At 42.3% G+C, this 23,352-nt stretch carries 18 protein-coding genes; 8 read left to right on the top strand and 10 right to left on the bottom strand.

Going from position 1 to position 23,352, the window contains the following annotated elements; genetic code table 11:
- Nucleotides 1-42: 42 nt before the first annotated feature.
- The 6 genes from tssE to I6E83_RS07705 all read right to left on the bottom strand — a co-directional run bounded on the left by tssE (nt 43) and on the right by I6E83_RS07705 (nt 4,480).
- A complete protein-coding gene (gene tssE / locus I6E83_RS07730; RefSeq protein ID WP_197100910.1) occupies nt 43-534 on the bottom strand; it encodes a type VI secretion system baseplate subunit TssE in 492 nt (163 codons plus the stop codon).
- Nucleotides 535-635: 101 nt separating this feature from the next.
- The gene (locus tag I6E83_RS07725; protein ID WP_025651832.1) at nt 636-1,139 is read right to left on the bottom strand and encodes an Hcp family type VI secretion system effector; all 504 of its coding nucleotides are present in this window, start codon (nt 1,137-1,139) and stop codon (nt 636-638) included.
- A gap of 53 nt (nt 1,140-1,192) precedes the next feature.
- Nucleotides 1,193-2,683, bottom strand: a complete 1,491-nt coding sequence (tssC, locus tag I6E83_RS07720; protein ID WP_110922488.1) for a type VI secretion system contractile sheath large subunit — start codon at nt 2,681-2,683, stop codon at nt 1,193-1,195.
- Nucleotides 2,684-2,686: 3 nt separating this feature from the next.
- Nucleotides 2,687-3,199: a type VI secretion system contractile sheath small subunit gene (gene tssB / locus I6E83_RS07715; RefSeq protein ID WP_110922487.1), complete on the bottom strand. Its 513-nt coding sequence runs from the start codon at nt 3,197-3,199 to the stop codon at nt 2,687-2,689.
- 27 nt (nt 3,200-3,226) lie between these two features.
- Nucleotides 3,227-3,928 (bottom strand): tetratricopeptide repeat protein, encoded by a 702-nt coding sequence (locus I6E83_RS07710; RefSeq protein WP_197100908.1) that lies wholly within the window; start codon nt 3,926-3,928, stop codon nt 3,227-3,229.
- A 120-nt stretch (nt 3,929-4,048) separates the two neighbouring features.
- Nucleotides 4,049-4,480 (bottom strand): hypothetical protein, encoded by a 432-nt coding sequence (locus I6E83_RS07705; protein ID WP_197100906.1) that lies wholly within the window; start codon nt 4,478-4,480, stop codon nt 4,049-4,051.
- A gap of 223 nt (nt 4,481-4,703) precedes the next feature.
- On the opposite strand from I6E83_RS07705, the gene I6E83_RS07700 reads away from it, so the two are divergent.
- The 6 genes from I6E83_RS07700 (at nt 4,704) to I6E83_RS07675 (ending at nt 14,466) form a co-directional block, all read left to right on the top strand.
- The gene (locus tag I6E83_RS07700; RefSeq protein WP_197100904.1) at nt 4,704-7,568 is read left to right on the top strand and encodes a contractile injection system protein, VgrG/Pvc8 family; all 2,865 of its coding nucleotides are present in this window, start codon (nt 4,704-4,706) and stop codon (nt 7,566-7,568) included.
- Nucleotides 7,569-7,611: 43 nt separating this feature from the next.
- Entirely contained in the window at nt 7,612-9,297 is a 1,686-nt protein-coding gene (locus I6E83_RS07695) for a phospholipase effector Tle1 domain-containing protein (RefSeq protein WP_197100903.1), read from the top strand.
- Between the two features lie 21 nt (nt 9,298-9,318).
- A complete protein-coding gene (locus I6E83_RS07690) occupies nt 9,319-9,720 on the top strand; it encodes a hypothetical protein (protein ID WP_197100902.1) in 402 nt (133 codons plus the stop codon).
- 226 nt (nt 9,721-9,946) lie between these two features.
- On the top strand, nt 9,947-10,960 hold the full coding sequence (locus I6E83_RS07685) for a DUF2931 family protein (protein ID WP_227680863.1): 1,014 nt from the start codon (nt 9,947-9,949) through the stop codon (nt 10,958-10,960).
- Between the two features lie 529 nt (nt 10,961-11,489).
- On the top strand, nt 11,490-12,617 hold the full coding sequence (locus I6E83_RS07680) for a hypothetical protein (protein WP_197100900.1): 1,128 nt from the start codon (nt 11,490-11,492) through the stop codon (nt 12,615-12,617).
- Between the two features lie 859 nt (nt 12,618-13,476).
- On the top strand, nt 13,477-14,466 hold the full coding sequence (locus I6E83_RS07675) for a hypothetical protein (protein ID WP_197100899.1): 990 nt from the start codon (nt 13,477-13,479) through the stop codon (nt 14,464-14,466).
- Nucleotides 14,467-14,845: 379 nt separating this feature from the next.
- On the opposite strand, the gene acnB is transcribed toward I6E83_RS07675, so the two are convergent.
- On the bottom strand, nt 14,846-17,449 hold the full coding sequence (acnB, locus tag I6E83_RS07670; RefSeq protein ID WP_197100898.1) for a bifunctional aconitate hydratase 2/2-methylisocitrate dehydratase: 2,604 nt from the start codon (nt 17,447-17,449) through the stop codon (nt 14,846-14,848).
- Between the two features lie 440 nt (nt 17,450-17,889).
- On the opposite strand from acnB, the gene I6E83_RS07665 reads away from it, so the two are divergent.
- Together I6E83_RS07665 and lipA are read left to right on the top strand one after the other, a co-directional pair.
- Entirely contained in the window at nt 17,890-18,294 is a 405-nt protein-coding gene (locus I6E83_RS07665) for a carboxymuconolactone decarboxylase family protein (protein ID WP_197100897.1), read from the top strand.
- A gap of 148 nt (nt 18,295-18,442) precedes the next feature.
- Nucleotides 18,443-19,486, top strand: coding sequence for a lipoyl synthase (lipA, locus tag I6E83_RS07660; RefSeq protein ID WP_110922474.1), 1,044 nt, complete (start codon nt 18,443-18,445; stop codon nt 19,484-19,486).
- Nucleotides 19,487-19,762: 276 nt separating this feature from the next.
- On the opposite strand, the gene I6E83_RS07655 is transcribed toward lipA, so the two are convergent.
- From I6E83_RS07655 to I6E83_RS07645, 3 genes are read right to left on the bottom strand one after another with little or no spacing between them, the layout of a single operon-like run.
- On the bottom strand, nt 19,763-21,805 hold the full coding sequence (locus I6E83_RS07655) for a TRAP transporter permease (RefSeq protein WP_197100896.1): 2,043 nt from the start codon (nt 21,803-21,805) through the stop codon (nt 19,763-19,765).
- The gene (locus tag I6E83_RS07650; RefSeq protein WP_197100895.1) at nt 21,777-22,340 is read right to left on the bottom strand and encodes a DUF1850 domain-containing protein; all 564 of its coding nucleotides are present in this window, start codon (nt 22,338-22,340) and stop codon (nt 21,777-21,779) included. Before I6E83_RS07650 ends, I6E83_RS07655 begins: the two co-directional genes overlap by 29 nt.
- Nucleotides 22,318-23,340: a TAXI family TRAP transporter solute-binding subunit gene (locus I6E83_RS07645; RefSeq protein ID WP_197100893.1), complete on the bottom strand. Its 1,023-nt coding sequence runs from the start codon at nt 23,338-23,340 to the stop codon at nt 22,318-22,320. Before I6E83_RS07645 ends, I6E83_RS07650 begins: the two co-directional genes overlap by 23 nt.
- Nucleotides 23,341-23,352 lie beyond the last annotated feature (12 nt).

Below are 23,352 nucleotides of genomic sequence, written 5' to 3'. Positions count from 1 at the left end.
CGGTTATCGCTGCCAACTCTGTCGGTTAAGCATTGATATGGGTTATTTTATTAAGTAACGTTGAGAGCTTGGCTCAAAGAACGCATCGAAGCTAACAAGCTCTTGTGCTGGATACACTTTCAGTAACGCTTCAATCGAAAAACACAGCTGATTGACATCAACCGCACCAATATCTAGCGATACGCGAACGTTTTTTAGCCGGGTATCTTGCTGTTCAACGGTTGTTGCGATTTGTCGACAGATATAATCGCAGTCAGCAGGGTTGGCACTGCTCAATCCCACAAAATCCAATATGCCAAAATTCAATATTGATGAGCGCACGTGCTGATACTCTTGCAGCTTGCTAGAAACCACACAGCGCGTATTCAATAAAGCCTCAAGATCTCGCGCGACAGAAGACTTTAACTCATCAATATTAAGGCGACGCACCACGAGCTCATGCGCCAAATGACGAGGCTGATCATCAAATAACTGTTCGAACAAATTTGGGCGAAACCCAAGTTCTTTGTTAGAGGCATTAGTAGCGTAGTTCATCGATACGATCATTCCTATTTAGAAAAGTAAAAAAGAAAGGCCTAGATATAAACCTTTCTTTTTCGGTACGATAAGATAGACAACACCTGATACAGCCTGACTTAGGCAGTATAAGTAGCAGTGTTATTGGCTAGTGACCATTTCTTAGTCACAGCGCCTTTAGCAGTACCATCGATATCTTGCTGGGTGTAAGTCCACTCAACAGCAGCATACTTGATACCGACTTTTTCGATTGGTACGCCTTCTGAACGTACGGTTGGCTCAACACTTGCGATAAGCGCATGCTTAAGCTTCACTTCAAGATATTTAACGCGCTTGTCACCGTTGGCACGATAAAAATCAATTTGAATTTCATCGAACGTGTAACCGGCAGAACAGGCTTCCCATAGCTTAGGACTGGTCGAATCCAAATCTTTCATAAACGTCATGTCAGCATGCTCACAACGCTCAGAAGTGTGACCACCAACGCTACTTGCTGTCGCTGATTTTGGCTGACGGATCAAGTGATCCCAAGTGTTTACTTCAAGCCAACCTTTATGCTCGCTATCACGAGACTCGCCATCAATTTTATATTTACCACGGAACTGAATATAAATATCTTTCATGTCACATACCTTATTTTGAAAAATTAAATTTAACGTTAGTTTTTAATAAACGATTAGCTGTTGCTAGACTGCGGCAGTTGAGTAACCAGACGCAAAGAAACAGACAATTCGTCAAGTTGAAAGTGTGGTCTCAAAAAGACCACTGACTTGTAGACACCAGGCTTACCCGGTACTTCTACAACTTGTACAGAAGCTTCGCGCAGTGGGTACTGGGCTTTTGCTTCCTGTGAGGCTCCGTCATCTAACAAGACATAACGTGAAATCCAGTCGTTCAAAAACGTCTCAACATTACCAGGTGCTAAGAAACTACCAACCTTATCGCGCATCATCGCTTTTAGATAATGGGCAATACGTGACACAGCCATAATGTATTGAATCTGCGTCGATAGCGCAGCATTGGCATTGGCATCATCGTTTTGATAAGTTTTGGCTTTTTGTACTGATTGCGCCCCAAAAAAAGCAGCGTAATTGGTATTTTTGCAATGGACTAATGGAATGAAACCTAAATCGCTGAGCTCTTTCTCACGGCGATCTGTAATAGATATCTCAGTTGGACACTTGAGTGCCAAATCCCCTTCATCTGTCTTAAAGGTATGGACAGGTAAACCTTCAACCAAACCACCGCCCTCTACACCACGAATAGCAGCACACCAACGGTAATCAGAAAAGGCAGCCGTCAAGCGTGAGGCAAATGCATAAGCTGCGTTCACCCATAGATAATCACTATGGTCGCTACCTGAAACGTCTTCGGTAAAGTTAAACCCTTCGACCACCGTGCCATCTTTAGGATCATAAGGCAGGCGCCCTAAGAATCTAGGCGCAGTCAGTGCGACGTAACGAGCATCCTCTGACTGTCTAAACGCGCGCCAGCGTATATATTCAGCAGTTTCAAATATCTTCGATAGATCACGAGGACGACCGATATCGGTGAACGAATCCAGACCAAACATCTCAGCAGATGCTGCTGATACGAAAGGCGCATGAGCCGCAGCAGCGACATGAGACAGTTGCTCGAGTAGATACATGTCTGAATTTTGACGAGTAAACTCAAAATCACCAACGATGGCAGCATAAGGTTCGCCACCGAAGCTACCAAACTCTTCTTCGTAGATCTTTTTGAACAATGTGCTTTGGTCAAAATCGATTGAAGACTGAAAGTCTTTGGTGAGCTCACGCTTGGTGGTATTCATCATGCGGATTTTCAGCATAGACTCTGAGGGCGTTTGACTACATAGATAGTGCAAACCGCGCCAGCTAGACTCTAGCTTTTGAAACTCAGGCGCATGCATGACGGTCGTCAACTGCTTAGATATCAGCGCATCAATTTGTGCAATACGAGCATCAATCGAGGCAGCCAAGTTATCTGATAACGTCACAGTACCTTGCATGACTTCGTTGGCAAGCTCGGCGATTTGTGACTTCGCACGATTTTTTTCATCATCGGATTTGGCAACGTTACTTTTATTGACGATTTCTTCAAGCAAGTCGTAGCTTTCACTATTTACGGAATCCGTTGCTATATTCTGCTGGGCTTGGGCACTCATCGTTTAATCCTCACCGTCAATTTGGTTTTGTTCAGCCATTTTTTTGACTTGCTCAGTATTTTTGAGCACATCATCCAATAAATCTTCGAGTTTTTCGTTGGCTGATATTTTATTGCGTAGATCTGCTAAGCGATCTCGTGCTTGTACCAATTGCTTTAACGGTTCAATCTGGTCAGCGACAGCTTCGGGGCGAAAATCATCGATACTATTGAATGCCAAGTCAACGGCAAACTCGCCGCCTTTATCACTCAAATCATTACTGACACGGAACGTCGCACGAGGTGCTAGACCTGACATCACCTCATCAAAGGTATCCAAGTCCACTTCGACGAACTTTTTGTCTTTAAAGCGAGGTTGCTCAAGTTTAGAATCTCCTGAGAACTCTCCTAGCACACCGACCACGAAAGGGATTTCTTTCGTTTCGATCGCATCACCAACTTCGACGTCATAGGTAAGATGTACACGAGGAGCACGTACTTTTGCGAGTTTCTTTTGCACACTGTCTTGCTTTGCCATAATTAATTACCTCAGCAGTTTCTGGTTTCAACGCAATATATCAAATGGATCAGTAGATACAGGAGTATTGCTTCTAGTAGGGGTAGGCTTTTGAATAACTGGTTTAACGTAAGTTCTTTTTGGTTTCACTACTGTTTTTTTCTTAATAGGAGCAGCTGTTTTCTTTGTGCTACTTGTTTTTTTAGGAACGCTACGTCTTACAACTTTCGGTGGTTTTGGCAAAGACTCATCGTAATTAAATCCGTAAATATCACCAGCTATCTTACTCAAGGCGTGCTGATATTCTTTTTTAAACGCCGCATCGACATTATTTAAGTAACCAGACTGCAATTGTTTTTGAGCAATAATGGCACTGCTATTCAACAAAATATTTTTGAGCTCAGCCGTGCTCTTACCTTGATCAATTGCTTCACTAGCAGCATAGACCGCATAGTCATGATAGCCATTGTTATAGTAAATCTGCGCCAAGACTTCCCATGCCAAAGAGTCATTGGGATTAACAGCCAGCCTTTGGTTTAAATTTGCAATTAATTGATGCAGCTGCGGTGATTTGGCATCTGCATTTTTAAGCGTGGCGAATTGATTGACAATACTGGAGCCTGGATCTTTTTCTTGAATCACAAGCTCACTGTGTGCAGCACTCATCGCTGAACCCATGATAAACAAACCCGCCAAGAGTGCTTTCGGTAGCTTAAAGCTGACGTTAATACTGCGTTGGATACTGGTCATCGTAAGTCGGTGCTCGTCGTTATTAGTATTAAGTGCGTAAGTACTAGATGGATACTTTTTTACTTTGAGTGTCTTTGCTCTAAAGCTTTTTAATCAAACCAGAGGCTTTAATTAGAAGCTCTAATTAGAGTTTTGTATCAAGGTTGTGATATTGGTTAGCTTATTTTTAAGCATGGCTTTATCACTACTATCCATTAATGAATCGTTGTGATAAGCACTGATATTATTCTCTGTTAATTTGATAGATGAGAGCATGGCTATTTGACGCGCCTCAACTGCTTGCTTATCAAACTTAAGGGCTTCGTTAGCCGCTCTTAATGCCCGCGCATAATTTTTTGAGTCATAGTTGCTTTTAGCGACAGTCATCCATGCTTCAAAATCACTTGGATTGGCATCTGCCAAATACACAAGTGATGGCTGGCTCAATACCTTGACAGTGGCACTTTTTTCTTCTTTAGCAGTCGTGTTACAACCAGTTATTACCATCGAAGCGCTCAGTACTATAGATAGCAAACCCATCGTTTTTAGGTTGGTACGATAAATATGATTCATAGGTGCGGTATCATCACTTAAGTATAAAAGGAAGTATAAAAGGAAGTATATTGACGTAAAAATCTAACTAAAGTCTATCAAGTAGAAGAATTAGGTGAGATTGATTATACATACACTTGACAATATTTCAATAAACTCTATACTTTTATTGACAAATAATTCAGCAACAATCCAATTCGGGCCATTTCCTTGGTATAAAGCCAGTAGTAACGGTACCCCTCTCATGCCTTCTAATACCAGTCGCCTACATACAATTACCGTTCATTCCGACAGCTTCACAACCAATGCTTTCTATCCTATTGCATTTTTTGGGGCTAGCGGTGTTAATAAAACCGATATCATTGACATACTAGTGTTCAGTTACGATTTTTTGGACTCGGACGCTTGTTTATCGTTGGTCGGTACGCCTATCTGCTTGACCACGCTATCCTCTAATCGTACGCCTACTTGCCGTACTGGCCTCATACGAGGTATCAGTTATCAGCAGTCTGATGGCGCGATGCATTTTTATGCGTTAGAGGTCGTGAGCCCTGATTGGCAATTGACGCAGTCGATACATACTCGCAGTTTTATCAATCAATCCACCCTCGATATCCTGACCGCTATCCTCGGTGATTATGATATAAAGTGGCAAATTTCTGAGTCTCTTTTGTCGTCAGACAGTGCATCCTCAGAGCACTTGTCTCTACCCTTACCTATACGCACGCAGTCGGATGTCAGTGACTATAAGTTTGTCACGGGTCTGCTTGCAGATATTGGTATTTCTACTTTATGGGTATCAGGGGATTCGGTAGATGACTTGGGGACGTGGTGGTTGGTCAGTGGTTTCGATGAAAATGAGCGACTGCCTCTAACCTATAGCTATGCCCAATCATCAGTACAGTCCGGTCAAGACAGCGTGAATGCATTACAGATGACTACGCAGCAGCTCGGTAGTCATAGTGTCATGGTACGAGCAGATGGCCTTGCGGCTGATACCATTTATGAAGGTCAAGCCGTCGATGAATCACCACTTGCGATAGAGGATACAACCGTATTAATCGGTGCACCTTCTCGAGTGCACAGCGATGACGCGGCGACTGCTATTGCTGAGCAATGGATCGCGGCCAATCGCTGTCAGCGTGAGACGTATCAAGCGACTGGCGCCATGCGTGGTCTAAGTGTCGGTAGTCCAGTAAGTATCAACAACCTACCCTCCATTGGCAGCTTATCGACGCATTGTATCGCAGTGACATTAATCGGTATTGAACCTGACAACGATAGCGTGTCTTATCATTATCAGGCCTTTATCAAACAATGGTTACAGCAAACTGTACATCTCATACAACGCCGTACCACAAGCTCGAACCTATTATCAATGCCCGATCATGGCTTTAATATCGCTCGTGATACTGGGGTTTGGGTATCAGCTACGCTACTTGATGCCAGCACCCCCTATTGTCCTTATCCCAGCGCCTTGTCCTTTGCCAGTAGTACCTATCACGGCCTGACGCAAGCGCGTACAGGAGACACGAGTAGCTCATCTTCTCCTAGTTACGCCTCTAGTATCACTGACGACAATCTACAACAAACCATTACTACGCCTGTCTGGTCAGGACTGAGTGATCACGATGACGGTACGACTCCGCCGCTGCGCGCATTACAGTTGTCTTCGGGGGCGACACATGGCTGGCAGTTCACGCCGCGCATCGGACAGTCCGTACTTCTTAACCACTGGTATGGTGATATTGACAGTCCCGTAATTAGCCGTGCGCTCTTTGACGGTATCGGTATGGGTGATGTGGACGAGAAAGACATCACCACTCAGGATGCAGGTTTATCTAATCGACATAACCTCAAAGGCGGTGCTTCCCCTAGATGGCATGGCGGTGGGCTTGGTCACTCGCAAATCAGTGACGATGATACTCATAGCGACTGGATCTCTGGTATTGCTCAATACGGGCTGACGGCTGAGTCTGAAGTGGCGATGAGTTTTGATGATACGCCTAACAAGGTCGGTCTACAGTGGACGGCAAATACTGGCACACGCGCCAATGCCGAGACACCAACCATCACTTCTAGCGCTACCTTTGCCCCTGATGAGCATATCGTCGCATTGGGCACGCTACGCCATCGCTTTAGCAATCATCAATCAAGTGATAGTGGTCAAGGCATCAATGTTGCCACCGATCATGGGCTACAAATCACTGGTGATACGGGCGTTCTACTCTCTACCTTTGATATCAGACACACGCAAACCGAGCATGAGTCTGCGTGGGTCAATGATGCAGGACAGCAGCAGCTTAAGTTGGGCGCGGAGCTGAGTGAGACGTTAGCGGAGGCTAAGCACGCACATCTGCAATCGACCGAAGCGCTCAGTAATGCCCGAGCGTCGATAGAAGGATTTAAGAGTACGGCGCAAATCATCGATGAGACGCTAAATACCGAAGTGCTTGGCGCGGCTGATGTGCTGCTAGTGAGTAAAGATAGTATCCTCGCATCAAGCAGCAATACGCTGTGGACGGCGAAAACCATAGTCAGGCAATCAGGCAGCACACAATCAAATATGGTGGCAGGCAATTATAGTCTGACGGCAAATACGATTGACTCACTCTCAGGGGTTGGCGGTCAAGTGGATCAGTCAGGACTACATATCAGTGCCAATACCAAACCTGTAGCGATACAAGCACAAGGCGATGAGTTGCAATTGCACAGTCAGCAATCAATGACGATTGGCAGTGAGTCGGGACAGGTCAATGTGTCGAGTCCGAAGCGTATTAAGCTACAAACGTCAGCTGGAGCTTCTATTACCATCGATGACAGTGGTATTAAGCTGGTGTGCCCGGGGACAGTTAAGATTAAAGCAGTGAAGAAAGAGATGGTTGCGGGGGCTTTCGCAAAACACGGCATACTTGATTATCAAGATCCTCATGATGAGATGTTTGTCATTAAAGATACGTTAGGTAATATTGTATCTGGGTTCGCTTATAAAATCGAAACCTCTGACGGTAAAACCTATCGCGGCGTAACAAATGATAAGGGTGAAACCATGAGAGTCCATACTGGTGCTGAAACAGCTGATCTGATCGTAAAAGCAGATATTGACTAGAAAAGTTAAAGGCAAACAAAGCATACCTGACAGGAAAAATAAGATGACAAGTAGTTCAGACGAACAAGAAATGCCATTAAATAAAACACCTGCTCCATCAAACAAAACTGAAGGATCGAAAGTTGAGTTAGAAATACGCCGTGTTGAGTTTAACGTTTATTTCGATGGCACATGGAATAGTAAATTTAATTCTAACTGGTACAACGATAGCAACTGGTATCAAAGTGATAGATACAGTATAGACGGTAAAATTTATGACCATGATGATTCATCTATAGAAGAAAAATACCAAAAAATGTATAAGGCAGATGAAACCAGCTTTGCGCGGGCACCAACAGGTGTTGATCAGATGAACCGCGCTGCCCGTACCAATGATCCTTATATCATTCCCCTATATGTTGATGGTTCCGGTACAGAAACGCCCTCAGACGATCCTTATGCACTGGATAATGTCAATGACTACAAAGGCTCTGAAGCCGCGATGCAATCTGATAGTGCTTTCGGTAGTGGTCTTGGTAGGGGAGGCACTGGTGTCTATGCAAAACTAGAAAAAATGTGTGAGCAAGTTCAAAACAAATTAAAAGCCGTAAGTATGGCTACCGATATCCCCATCCATATTGTCATGTTCGATGTTTATGGTTTTAGTCGCGGCGCAGCAACGGCGCGTATGTTTGTTCATCGTGTCATTAAAGAAAGGAACAAAGAACTATTAACAGATTATGGCCTTGATTTAACGAAATATACAGTTATGGTCAGGTTTGTCGGATTGTTTGATACAGTCAGCTCTATAGGAACGAATCATACCAATGATGTTGAAGGTGACAAACAGGGTTTGGCGTTTGCCAAAGGGAAAATCACCAGCAAGATAGTTCATCTGGTCGCAGGGCACGAGTTCCGTCAGAAATTCTCTGTTACTAGCATCCAGCAGGCAGTGGCGCGCGGTTATGGCTTGGAGGTGGTACTACCTGGCAACCATACTGATATTGGCGATGGCAAAGACACTAATAAAAAATATAACAGGGAGACAAAAGAGTATGAACTCGCTGGTAATGTCGATGAAAAGACTATCCTTCAGCACAAATCTTGGTCATTTTCTAATATGCTGACGACGCCTGCAAGAGCAGTACTCGGTATGGCCGGTGACGCTATTGATGATCAAAACGAGATGATAGATGCCATGAATCAAGCATCACTCGAAACTGCCATGCAAATACTTATTAAGCAAGGCTGGTTTGTCAATAAAGCAAAGACCGAACAGTCTACTAAACAAAAAGAAATTTGGATTAAAGAAGACTCACCTTACAAAATGCTTGAGGTAAACAGAACGCTTAATGTAGGTTACCCAAGAGTGCCCACTTGGATCATGCTCGATCTGATAAAGGAAGCAGGAGCCTATCGTTTTGAAAACAATTTGTTAAAAAAATATGCCATCAGCACGACTCAAGACAACTATTTAGAACAGTTTTATGCAGATATGCAGCCGCAAGTCATGGCACGATGGAAAGCAAATTCCAAAGATTATATATCAGGCAGTATTATTAATAACGGTCTACACACGCTACCTTATGTTACTGTCAATAACCCCAACCTACAAAAAGTCTTGTTCAATAAATACCTGCAGTGGCCAAGTAAAGTCACACAAAGCGTTAGTGAGCAAGTCGTTTCAGTCAGCCTACCTAGGATCAATCCAGCAACCAATCAGTTTTATCGTACCGTCATTTCTGGTTAGATAAACACAAAGGATACGCTCATGAAATCACTCTATCTATCATTACTTCTAGTCAGCATGTTAGGCCTCACTTCCTGTATCGATTTAGGTGGGCAGTTTATGTATAAGCAAGAGTATTTAGAAGATGACTCTGGCAATGCAGTAGGAAGATGCACCACACAGATCAATCCAGCAACAGATAAGCTTCTTTTCTCGCCCCTACCCGAAAGATCAGCAGAAGAATACTGGGAAGATAATAACTTGCCTAAAGGCACATTGTATTTTACCTGTGATGGAGATACACCCCTACTGCCTAAAGACTGTCAAGGAAACGAGCTGACTACGCCGCAGCTGCGTCGCTATTGGAAAAAATATGACTTGCCTATAAGTACTTATAAATTTAATTGCAGAAATAGTGTACCTAGTGTACCAGCGGATAGATAGTTGTTAAGACAATGAGACCCTCTGTCTGACTTATCATCGAATCATGGCGATATCACAAAGATATGGTGTACCACTTGAATACGCAATGACAGCATCATGCTATAGCACTTATAAAGGCACAGTTATGAAAAGTATCAAGCTCGCCATATTATCACTGCTCGTTGTATCGCTCACGGCCTGCATTGTCTTTGGAAAAGATGTATCTCGTGAATTAAAGGGAGTATTTATGAAAAAGAGTAACACGGGGTTTTCTACAGCAGTATTTGCGCCACGCTACTACCCCATTGAGCTAGTTGCAGGCGAATCTTTTTGGATGTATGACGATGGCTCAAGACGCGGTTTTTATGCGCACGCAGGCGGCGGTTGGAGGACAGCAGGTGCGGATGCATCAGGTGGCTCTCGCATTCCTGATGGCATTAATCTCACGTGGCTGGCGCCCATAGAAGGCAAATACTATCATGTCAGAGCCAGACTGCCCAAAGCAGAGATAGAAAAAAAGTTTAAGCGCAAGCTCACTATGGATTTCGAAGACACACCAGATACTGAACAGTTTAAGCAGATTCAGCTGGCGCTGGCTCCTGGTGGCTTCGTCTCTGTACGTCTTGGTTGGGCAGAAGTTGTAGAGGTGGCACAGTTTCAAGCAGAAGAGGTAAATATTCCGTGGGAGTATTTTGCACAGGCCAATCATTTTAACCCTGAAGGCCTGAGTGAAGAAGAATATCTATCAGGGTTTGTTGAGGATCAGCCCGAAGAGATACAAGCGCAAGCAGCCAACGGTACCTTTCCTATTGGCAGATGGAAAGCCTTTAATACCCAAAAGTTCCCATGGTATCTCTCCACGCCGCTTGATGTATACGGTTACACAGAATTCTTGATTAATGGGAACACGACATTTACCCCACAGTCTGAAGTAGACTTAACCACATACAAGAGTGAAAAAGCAGTGCCCGCTTGGTATCGACTATACTTTAAACATGAGGGCCAACGGTATCAAACCATTATTCGCTTTAGCCAAAGTTCTCCAAGTGCCAAAGAAATGCCCGATGGCGATGTAGAGCAGTTTGAGATTTTTAAAACTTTTTTTGCGGAAAACAAAGAGCCTGCAGCACTAATGGTCAACATTGTTGATGGTGAGCTGGTTGCTTACCTAACCGTTGATGGTGTCACCAAGCAAAATGTACCCTTACATGGTAGTTTTTATCGTCTACTACAAGAGGATGAATATAAATGGTTCAAATAAATTTGGTCTAGACATATAAAGATACTCGAATAAGAAGACTCATATACTTATAGTGGTCAACTAATTTAGGACAGATGATATGAGGTTTAGTTTATCACCCAAATAGCTAAAAGCCTTTTACCTCTAAACAGAACTATAATTCTTTCTGAATATTTCACAAATGACCACTTTCATCGTTAAGGATGTCAGCGGTTATTTATGCAAAAAAATGTCTAAACAATTCTAAAACTTGTTATACAAAACTAAAGTAAGACACCTCATCGCTAGCAATTACCGCTAAGCTATACTATACCCAGTCATCCATACATTCAGGACAAATGACAAATGACAAATGACACCACGATTCTGTTTGAGATAATCACGAAAAAATATATAGTTTATCGTGGGTCAAGGTTAATCTATAGATGTAATCCAAGGTTTTATGTTTATTGCAAGACTTATGACGAGATGTCTGAAGAAGAAAAAAGGTTGCAACAGAATACAGAAGAATTAGGCATACGTAACGTATATTAAAGATAAGGCATCTACAGTGAAAATCATAGCCACTCTCTTTTCCATTTTCTTATTAGCATCATGCACAAATAACTACGGTGATACTAATACCAACGATGATGCTTTCAATAAAAATGATACTCAAAGTGACAATACAGTTGCAACAAATATTAAAAATAACTCTCTCTTAGAAGATAACAGCAACCCGCTTATCTTTAATAAAATAAATTCATTAATAACCTATGATGAGAGTCAGGACAAAGTTGACATTAAGCATGATAATACTGCCATCTCTATCAAATTATTTGGTGGTGATCAGTCTGATATAACTTTAATGATGGATGGTAGTGTTGTCAGCAAAGGGCTTGATGGGCCTTTTAATTATACTTATGGGCTCTTTAATTATACGTATGGTGAAGACTTGCAAAGCGCATTAAAGCGAATTAGTGTTTTCGCTAATGATGCTGATGGGCAATTTTTGATACTACCTACGACAACAGAAGAATACCTGTCGTACAACGCTATTTTGTTTGATGATAGTGGATTTTTACACACTTATACGTTTGAAGTAGCTGAATGGGATTGTGGGGATATTGAATCAATAACTGTAAACACCAAAAGCGATGCTAACGTCACTAAAGTTACAGATAATACAGGTAAAAATTGTAGCACTAATACTTATCTAATTAATGGAGAGTACATAAAGGAAGAGCCTAAATCACTTTCGTTTACAGATATCTATGCAGAAGAAAAGAGTTTAGGCTCATTATGTATAGCTGGTGAAATACCCGTTGTATCATGCGAAATAAATGAACCACAAACCAGAATTGTATCTATATGTGGCTCTACTGACTCTCAAAGTGCAGTTTATCGATTTGGTAAAAAAGATAAAGTGGAGCTATCTAAACATTTTACTAGTAGGGAGCCTTTGAAAAGAACACTTGTTTATTCAGCCTACACAACCTATTTTCATTTTAAAAATGATGGATACCGCTACATTATAGGTGTTCCCGAGGAAGCCTATGGTGTTAGAGCTTTCATCGATATTGTAAGTCCTAACGGTAGTACTAACACAAAAGAATGTACAACCAACTCATTTGCAGAAAAAAAATTAGTATCTCCAGCAATTATAGATTTAGAAGAATCTAAAGCTGACTTGTCTTAGTAGGTTTTCAAATAAGCTACCTTTTTACTTTAGTATTATTTAGAATTTATATCTATACTATTATCTATAAATTGAGAACCCCGTAGGTTACACTAAAAAAAAGGATCGATAAATTATGAATCTTGATCATAGTTATATCTACGTTATTCTTAACTTTAGGCTGTAAAAGCTCTGTCGGTTCCGCAAATCCAGAGATAGCATCGCCTTCGACTAATGTTTAAAATAAAAGGCCATCAAACCACTCTCAAGTCTCAGGTACGACTACGCAAGAGTGTGTAATAGATGATAGCAAATCAATAAATATCTACTACCCTCAAAGCCTTAATGAATTAAAAATAAATGGCTACAGTACTTTCACATTAGAAAGTGTCGATGAGATCGAAACAAGTCAAGGTCGCCCCCATGAGTTTACTCGTATATATAACAATGACCAAGGATTTACGGCAGTGTTGATGTCTCAGAACTTTATTAGATATTTAGAAATAACGAATAAAAAAACCAAACTGAATCATATTCATTTGATACTGGATTAGAATGTGACACTCTGCCGAATAATAAATATTCAACTTATATAGTTATGACTCCTGCCGTCAAATCCGTACAGTTAAACGTGGAAAGGTCTGACTGATGAGCAAGTTAGATCAGCAGCATGTCTTCTAATTGCTTTAATAAAAAATATAACTTTACCTATGACAAAGTTCATTTTCATGAAGAGTTATGTCAAAAACAAAGATACGAAGGTCGCTTAGTTTGGATAGCTACGAAAAAGTATTTGCCAAGTCATCCCTCTGGTAACAAGATTGTACCTTACCGCAATCGCCCACTTGTACTTGATAAAAGATTTCCCAAGGGATAAGAAATGAAAAAAAATATTTATAGGGTATTATTACCGATTCTGCTTCTTGTCATGGCAGGTTGTAGCAATACGGAAGATATCAACTCTCCAGCGATAGCTAAGGCTGATGAAGGAGATGTTTCTTTATCTCAAACACAAACGTTAGAGACACCTCAATCTAGATTAGACTGCTCACAGTTTAATCTAGATGTCGAAGATAATATGGTGTGTACTTACTGGAAAGATTCCAAAAAATTTAAAGAAGCGATCGAAATTCAAGATTATGAGACCTACTCTTCGCTTATAGAAGTCAATGAACTATCACCAATTGAATATGGTTTTTTTACAACTACAAAAATATACTACAAGAATAAAAATTACGAAGCTAAGGTTTTTCCTAATTCTAGAGTACAACTATCAAATGGAAATGAAGTTATCAACCTAATCTGTAATAAAGATAGTTGTTCTAAGTCATTTTTATGGGGTTTTGCTACAGAGTCAACCATCAAAGCTAATCCTAAATTAGCTGATGCAATGATGATTAAGTTATCGTCTATATATTCTGAACACTATGGAAATTATCTTGATAAAAAAAATAAACAAACACTCAAAGATAGATTAGCTGTAAAAGTTTTTTTTGAAAATCCAAATTTAGATGGCTCAAGCTATATTATTCGATATGTAGATAAAGCATCGCCACTAAAAAACGGCATTCAAGAATACTTGAACGGTTTAACACCAGAAGAGAAAAAGCTAGGATTTGAAACTAGTAATTTTGGCAACGATAGTTTTCAAGTAAAGATTGAGAAAAAAACTGCTCTTATAAATTTTAAAAGCAGTGATTTATCAATCACAGGCCCAGAACAAATATTAAATTTTAATTACAACATTTCAAGAACAGCTGAGCAGTTTGACACTGTGGATAAAACAGAAATTTGTGTCAATAATATCTACAACTATCAAATGGCTTTCTTGGCTAACGAAGAACCAATTGATTGCCCTTTTAGTTTTTGAAATTTAAAAACGATATAAAATTAATTAAACTGCATTTGTCATTTCTGATGGCTCCTATAGTTAATTCACATAAGAAAAATGCTACTATTTATCCAAAATATAGACAGAAAATTAAAAAGAACCAAGTGCAAATGTATATAGGGTAATTCAAGTGAGGTTAATACTTGTAGTGATTAACTAATTTAGGACAGCTGTAAATTTTATGCAGTAAATTAACTATATTGAGTGTGGTACCGTGATGCTTAATACAATCTTGATAGAATAATGAAGGATAATTAGCTGAAATTTCACCCTAACACTCCACCCAACAAAAAACCCCACATCATAAGATACGGGGTTTTCTTTATTGGAAAACGTTTAGCTTAACTTTCAACCAAGATTAGGTCAATTGAGCAACGTTAATTTTATCAGCTTCTTCAGTGTATTCTGACATACGGTCGAAGTTCATGTATTGATACACTTCCTCGCCCATGCTGTCTAGCATACCAGCATACTGCTGATATTCGTCATTGGTTGGCAATTTACCAAGTACCGCTGCGACTGCTGCAAGCTCTGCAGAAGCAAGGTATACGTTAGCGCCTTGACCTAGACGGTTCGGGAAGTTACGAGTTGAGGTCGATACCGCAGTAGACTTCGGTGCGATACGTGCTTGGTTACCCATACATAATGAACAACCTGGCATCTCAGTACGAGCACCGGCTTGAGCGTAGATGTTGTAGTAACCTTCTTCCATCAACTGACGCGCATCCATTTTAGTTGGTGGCGCAATCCATAGACGTGTCTTTAGGCTTCCTGCTGGTACGTCTTTTAGCAGTTTACCAGCGGCACGGAAATGACCGATGTTGGTCATACATGAACCAATGAATACTTCATCAATGGTATCACCAGCGACGTCAGCTAATGTTTTAGCATCATCTGGATCATTCGGGCAGCATAGGATAGGCTCTTTGATATCAGACATATCGATAGTCATATCGATCGTGTACTCTGCATCTTCATCAGCACGCAATAGGCTTGGGTTCGCTAGCCAATCTTGCATCTGCTCGATACGACGACTGATGGTACGTGCATCGCCATAGCCTTCTGAGATCATCCATTTAAGTAGCGTGATGTTTGAGTTTAAATACTCAGTCACTGACGCTTCAGATAGAGTGATAGTACAACCAGCAGCACTACGCTCAGCTGATGCATCAGACAATTCAAACGCCTGCTCAGCAGTCAAGTCTTCTAGACCTTCGATTTCAAGAATACGGCCGTTGAATTCGTTGATTTTACCTTTCTTATCGACAGTCAATAGACCTTCTTTGATTGCTTGATAAGGAATCGCATGTACTAGGTCACGTAACGTGATACCAGGCTGACGTTCGCCAACGAAGCGTACACGGACAGACTCAGGCATATCAAGTGGCATAACACCAGTTGCTGCTGCGAATGCCACTAGACCAGAACCCGCTGGGAACGAGATACCCATTGGGAAACGAGTATGCGAGTCACCACCAGTACCAACGGTATCTGGAAGTAGCATACGGTTCAACCAGCTATGAATGATACCATCACCTGGACGTAAGCTTACGCCGCCACGGTTCATGATAAAGTCAGGTAGTGTGTGCTGAGTTTCAACGTCAACTGGCTTTGGATAAGCTGCGGTGTGACAGAATGACTGCATCACGAGATCCGCTTGGAAACCTAGGCAAGCCAAATCTTTTAGCTCATCACGAGTCATCGGACCAGTAGTATCCTGAGAACCGACTGTCGTCATTTTAGGCTCACAGTACATACCAGGACGTACGCCTTCTAGACCACAAGCTTTACCAACCATTTTTTGCGCTAAGGTAAAGCCTTTACCAGTGTCTACTGGCTCTTCTGGTTTAGCAAAGATGTCTGAATGACCAAGACCCATGTATTCACGAGCACGATTGGTCAAACCACGACCAACGATCAATGGAATACGGCCACCGGCACGAACTTCGTCAAGCAAAGTTGGCGAGTTTAGCGCAAACGTTGACAATACTTCGTCAGAGTCATGCTTAGTGATTTTGCCTTCGTACGGATAGATGTCAAATACATCACCCATATTTAGGTTATCAACATTCACTTTCTCAATTGGCAATGCACCAGAATCTTCCATCGTGTTGAAGAAGATAGGCGCGATGTTGTTACCAAGTACTAAACCGCCGCCACGTTTGTTTGGCACGTTAGGGATATCATCACCCATTAACCAAAGTACTGAATTGGTCGCAGACTTACGGCTAGAACCAGTACCGACGACATCACCAACATAAGCCAATTGATGGCCTATTTTTTTCAGCTCTTCGATTTGCTTCATTGGGCCAACAACGCCTTCATCATCAGCATTGATGCCGTCACGAGAGTTTTTGTGCATGGCTAATGAATGCAATGGGATGTCTGGACGGCTCCATGCGTCTTGCGCAGGTGACAAGTCATCTGTGTTGGTTTCGCCAGTTACTTTAAATGTTGTATAAGTTGTTTTCTCTGGTACTGCAGCGCGGTTCAAGAACCACTCAGCATCTGCCCAAGATTGAACGACTTCTTTTGCAATCGTGTTGCCCGCTTCTGCTTTTTCAGTCACGTCATTGAACGCGTCAAATACTAGCAAAGTCTTTTTCAATGCTTCAGCTGCATCTTGTGCTACTTCCGCGTCATCTAGTGCAGCAACCAATGGCTGAACGTTGTAGCCACCTTGCATAGTGCCTAAGATTTCAACGGCTTTTTGCTTGCTGATAAGTGGTGATGATGTCTCACCCTTAAGGATCGCAGCTAAAAATGCCGCTTTAACGTAAGCAGCTTGGTCAACACCAGCAGGAATACGGTTTTCTAGCAAGTTCATCAAGAATGCATCTTCGCCTGCAGGTGGCGTTTTTAATAGCTCAACCAACTCTGCTACTTGTTTTTCATTCAGTGGTAGCGGAACCGTTCCTAGCTCAGCACGTTCTTCGACATGTTTACGATAAGCTTCTAACACAATAGTCGTCCTCGTCAGTTGGTGTTTAGCACATTACGTTGGGTAGTCAGTATGACAGCCTGCGTCCATGTACTAGATGGAATAATTATCTGTGCAATCATAGCTTAAAACGCTCTAAATGTTAATGGCTCAGCTTGGAAAAGGCTTAGAATAAGGCCATATTGGACATTTATTATAAAAATAGTACCGTCAACAATACGCTTGAACGGTTATTTATATCTTATACGTCGCTTGCTACGCTCATTGACTGCTTTATGATTTTCAGTTAAATAGAAACTGTGTGACTGCTATAATCTTTTGTAAGATATTATTTTTCAAACATGCCTGTTTTCAAATGTGCTTTAGTCATTTAATGCACTCTAGCACAGCAGCTTAATAAGGTAGCACATATCATTAGCATACATAGCTAGCACATATAAACCGCCAGTGAGGATAATAAAATGAATGATAAAGAAAACAATGCCAATTATGACAACGGTCTAAAAGTTCGCACCGAGGTAATGGGTGAGCAGCATGTCAAACGCTCACTGGATAGCGCGACTGGGTTCACTCAGCCATTACAGGATTGGATCATTGAGCATGCGTGGGGTAGTACGTGGCAAGATGACTCAGTACTGCCGCGCAAATATCGCTCATTAATCACTATCGCTTTTTTAATTGCCCAAAAAAGCCCTGCTGAGCTAAAAGGACATATTCGAGGCGCTATCAATAATGGTGCTAGTGTCGCTGAGATTCGAGAAGTGCTCATGCACAGCTTACCCTACTGCGGCGCACCCGCTACCCAAGAAGCGTTTCGTGCTGCCATAGAAATCCTGAATGAGTTAGATATTGACATAGATATTTAAAACTATGGTAAAGAGACAAGTCGTAGTAATCTTAACAAGATTGATTAAAAGCTACCCCTTGAATTTCTGTTATAATGTCCTCACTCACAACACATTCTAATAATTCCATAAACCCTTATAAGATAAAGGGTTAAGAGATAATTTTATTATGACAACTGCCGTACAAACCTATGTACCTGCTGCGAAGGCCAAACCCAAAAAAGCCATTCAAGGCGAAAAGCTGCGTGGCTACGATAAAGTTGCCCGTATCCCAATTAAAGTGATCCCGACCGTCGAGGCAAAGAAAAAGCCAGATTGGATTCGGGTCAAGATGTCATCGCCTGCTGAAGTAGCCCGTATCAAAGCCACGTTGCGTGAGCAAAAGCTTTATACCGTCTGTGAAGAAGCGGCCTGCCCTAACCTGCCACAGTGCTTCGCTGACGGTACGGCGACCTTTATGATCATGGGTGATATCTGTACGCGTCGCTGCCCATTCTGTGATGTCGGCCATGGTCGTCCAAATAAGCTAGATGCTGATGAACCACGCCATACTGCTGAGACGATTGAAGGTCTAAAACTCAAGTATGCAGTCATTACTTCTGTGGATCGTGATGATCTAAAAGATGGTGGTGCCATGCATTTCGTTGAAGTACTTAACGAATCACGTGCGCTTAGCCCGAACTGCTTAATTGAAATATTGGTACCCGATTTCCGTGGTCGCATGGATATTGCGTTGGATTTGTTAACGGAAACACCGCCAGACGTGTTTAATCACAACATTGAAACGGTGCCACGTCTGTATAAAGCATTCCGTCCTGGTTCTGATTATCAGCATTCACTCGACTTGCTCAAGCTGTATAAAGAGCGCCGTCCTGATATCGCGACCAAATGCGGCTTCATGGTCGGCCTTGGCGAGACCGAAGAAGAGATTTATGCGCTGCTTGACGATTTAAAGGCACATAATGTGGACATGATTACGGTTGGTCAGTATCTACAACCTAGCAAGAACCATGCGCCTGTTGATCGTTATGTCCATCCAGATGAGTTCCAGCGTTATATGGACTATGGTAAAAAAATCGGCTTCTTTAATATCTGGGCAGGCCCAATGGTACGCTCAAGCTACTTTGCAGATCGTCAGTATTATGGCGAAGATTGCCCTGCACCAATCCGTAGTAAAAAGGCATTGGCAGCAGAAGGCAAATTAGGCTGCTAATCTGAACATACAGCGGATGTGAAAGCGTTCTCTAAGAAAAGCTACTGAGCGTAGATGAGCACAGAAAAAGGGTGAATAACAAATTTGTTATTCACCCTTTTTTATGACTGATTTAAGATATCGATGTAACAGATATGAATGCCTAGAACTTAGACAGTCATACCATTCACAAAAATTTGAGTAGCTATGAAAACAAGTAGCAGTATTACTTATGTAGACTAAACTTGTTCGACAAAGTTACTCATATAATTTGTGGTTGGTACTAGATATTCACAGCTACACACTAACAGTCGGTGTCGGTGCTTCACTCGTCTTAATATTAAACACAGCAATACCAAGGACAATAACAGCGCCTGCAACACCAGTGATGATCTCAGGGTAAATCAACAACAATGCACCAACAACCAAAATGACACGGGTGAGTGTATTCATTCCGCCTCTGAAATATCCTTCAAGCGCAGCGCTTAAGGCGATCACACCAGTGATTGACGTTACTACCACGGTGATGATATCCACAATAGGAGGCAGTGGGAAATCTTTCGCCGTAACGGCCAAACCTGTTGGGTCTATCATTAGCATCGTTGGATTATAGATAAACATAAACGGCACGATAAATCCAGCAAGGGCAAGTTTCAATGACAAGAAACCTGTCTTCATCGGATCACCGCCGGATATACCAGCACCCGCAAAGGCTGCGAGACACACAGGCGGTGTAATATTGGCAAAGATACCAAAATAGAATACAAACATATGCGCTGATAAAATTGGAATATCAAAGCCAGCTAATGCTGGAGCCGCCATTGTCGCCGTAATGATATAGGCAGGAATAGACGGTAATCCCATACCTAAAACCATCGATGCTAGCATGGTTAAAATGAGCGTAAAGAATAATGACCCTGCGCCTAATGTGACAATAGATGAGGTCATCACCGTACCAAAGCTGGTCAAACTCACGACCCCGATGATAATACCGACGACCGCACACGCTGCCATTACCGCTAGCGACTGGCGAGCACCATCTTCTAGTGCGCCTAAGATATCAGACAACCCCATGCGAGTCTCAGCACGTAACATACTGATTACGACGGTGAACCCAATGGTATAAGCCGCTGCATAGCCAACAGGAACATTTTTGATTAATAAGAAAACCAAAAATACAATCGGTAGTAGCATATGACCACGGGCTTTTAATACTTCTTTTACCGCTGGCAAGTTTTCTTTAGCAATGCCTTTTAGATCACGGCGTCCAGCACGGAAATGCACCTGTGCAATCACACCCAGATAATACAAAATCGCGGGCAATAATGCGGCCAACGCAATCGTGCTATAAGGTAAGCCTGTTGTCTCCGCCATAATGAATGCACTCGCACCCATAATTGGCGGTAATATCTGCCCACCAACTGAGGCACTTGCCTCAACTGCACCGGCAAAATCTTTATGATAGCCGACCTTTTTCATCAACGGAATGGTGAAGGCACCGGTACTGACCACGTTTGATAACGCAGAGCCGTTGATACTACCCATAAAGCCACTAGAGATAACCGCTACTTTTGCAGGCCCGCCTTTTTTGTGACCCGCGATGGCCAGTGCCAAATCATTGAACAGCTGACCCATTCCCGAGCGTGCTAAGAACGCGCCAAAGAGAATAAATAAGAAAATGAACGTTACCGATGCGCCAATCGCAACAGAGTATAAGCCTTCGGTTTTTAAAAATAATTGACCAAAAATATCACCCATGTCATAAGGACGAGTCAATAATCTATCAGGCATAAAGTCCAAATGACTGACAAATGGATACGCCAAAAATATCCCTGCTAAGATCGGTAAAATCCAACCAGTGATACGGCGACTGCCTTCTAGCACGCAGACTACGGTAATCAGAGAAAATATCACATCGACCTGATTTGCCATGCCGCCACGCGAGGTCACAATATCTTGATACTCATAAATCAGATAGCCCATGCCAGATAACGACAGCGCAAACCAAATCCAGTCATACCATGCCACACTTTTTCGGCTGCTTTTTTTGCTAGCAGGGAAAATCAAGAATATTAATGCAAAACCAACACCTACATGCACAGAGCGTTGTAGCAATGCTGGCATTGGATTAAAGGTAATATAAAGGTGAAATAGCGAATAGAGTATACAAACACCAGCGATCAAATATTTCACTGGTCCTTGGGTAATATGACGCGTGATTGACTCTCGGTCATATTTTTCCAATACCGCTTTGTTGATTGCCGCAGCTTCAGCGTCGGTATCAACATGAGCGTCTGGCTTGGTAGTTACGCTACCGTGATCCGTCACTTGGGATGTCATGACAAAAGTCCTTGTTAAATCTATCAATGAAACCATACATTTTCGGCATGATCGTTACTTCAGAATAATCTGGCACCAACTGATGTATTAAAACACGATGGTCGCCATAATCAATCTCACCTTTGGTCAGTCTGGATACCACCCAATTGAGATTAGGTAACTTCTCATTGATTTGGTAACCCAGATAGCCAGGTTTTTGTACAGGAGCAAGCATTTCGGTGGAAGGAGTACCTGCACCGAAAGCTTCAAAATAGGTTGTGGTCAGTAGCAGCTCAGCAGCTTCTGTACTGCTGCCGTCTATGCGTTGGTACTGCTCCTCCCACCATTGTTTTTCTACAGAATGTATCCATCGCAGTTGAAAGTCAGGCTCAACGAAATAACAAACCGTATCATCAGCACCTTCTACTCCTGCGACGCGCACTTCAACGACAGGCTGGAGAATAACCCCCATCCATAACGTAAAAAAAACCAGCGCGGCAATAAATGCTGCGCCAGTTGTTAGCCCTAATGAATTACTTGGCTGCTTGTTCGTCATAGTATTTTTTAGCACCAGGATGGATTGGAGCGACCATACCTTCACGAGCGGTTGCTAGGCTGATGTCATTGGCTGCTTGGTGAGCGGTTTTTAGACCCTCTAAATTATCAAATAACGTTTTGGTTAACTTATAACCATCAGCTTCAGATAGATCAGAACTAACCAATAGCGCATTCATAATTGCTGCCGTTGGGATAGCGGCTTCGTTACCGTACGTGCCAGCAGGAATCTCAAAGGTTTTGAAATAAGGCTTGCTCGCGATGATTTCTTTTAGCTTGTCTTGGTCGATGCTGACAATCTGTAAGTCTAAACCCTGCTCTAACTCCATCAAAGATGAGTTTGGCAGACCACTACTAAAGAAGGCCGCTTCAATTTTACCTGCTTTCATTCCATCAGCTGCTTCTGCAAAGCCTAGATAATCAACGGTGACATCGTCATACGTGATACCAAACCCTTCCAATAACGTGCGAGCATTGACCTCTGTGCCAGATCCTTGATCGCCCACAGCAATACGCTTGCCTCTTAAATCTTCAATAGTTTTGATGCCAGATTTCTTTGACGTGACGATTTGCACCACGTTAGGGTATAAAACAGCAATCTGTTGAATGTTAGTAATTGGCTTTTCAAAGTTGTTTTTACCTTCGATTGCATCGGTGACCACGTCACTGAGTGCCAATACCATGTCGACTTTCCCTTGGGTCAATAGATTGACGTTCTCAACTGAAGCACCCGTGGTTTGTGTCTTTGAGTTTACACCGAAGGTTTTGACATAAACTTCAGATAATGACGTACCAATGATGTTGTAAGGGCCTGACGCACCGCCAGTAGCGATGGTAAGGAACTTGGTATCTAGCTTATTATCAGCAGTGTCAGTCGCAGCGCCATCTGTTGCGGTACTATCGGTGGCTGTAGTATCACTACTTTCTGAACATGCTGCTAGGCCTAACGTAGCGCTTAGCATCGCTGATAATAATAATGGAGACTTGAAAGAGTTGAGCATGGAATTCATCCT

It is taken from the genome of Psychrobacter sp. SZ93C1 (genome assembly GCF_015864635.1).
GTDB classification, from domain to species: Bacteria; Pseudomonadota; Gammaproteobacteria; order Pseudomonadales; family Moraxellaceae; genus Psychrobacter; species Psychrobacter fozii.
The sequence above is the reverse complement of the archived record's forward strand: the minus strand, read 5'-3'. Positions and strand labels throughout refer to the sequence as shown.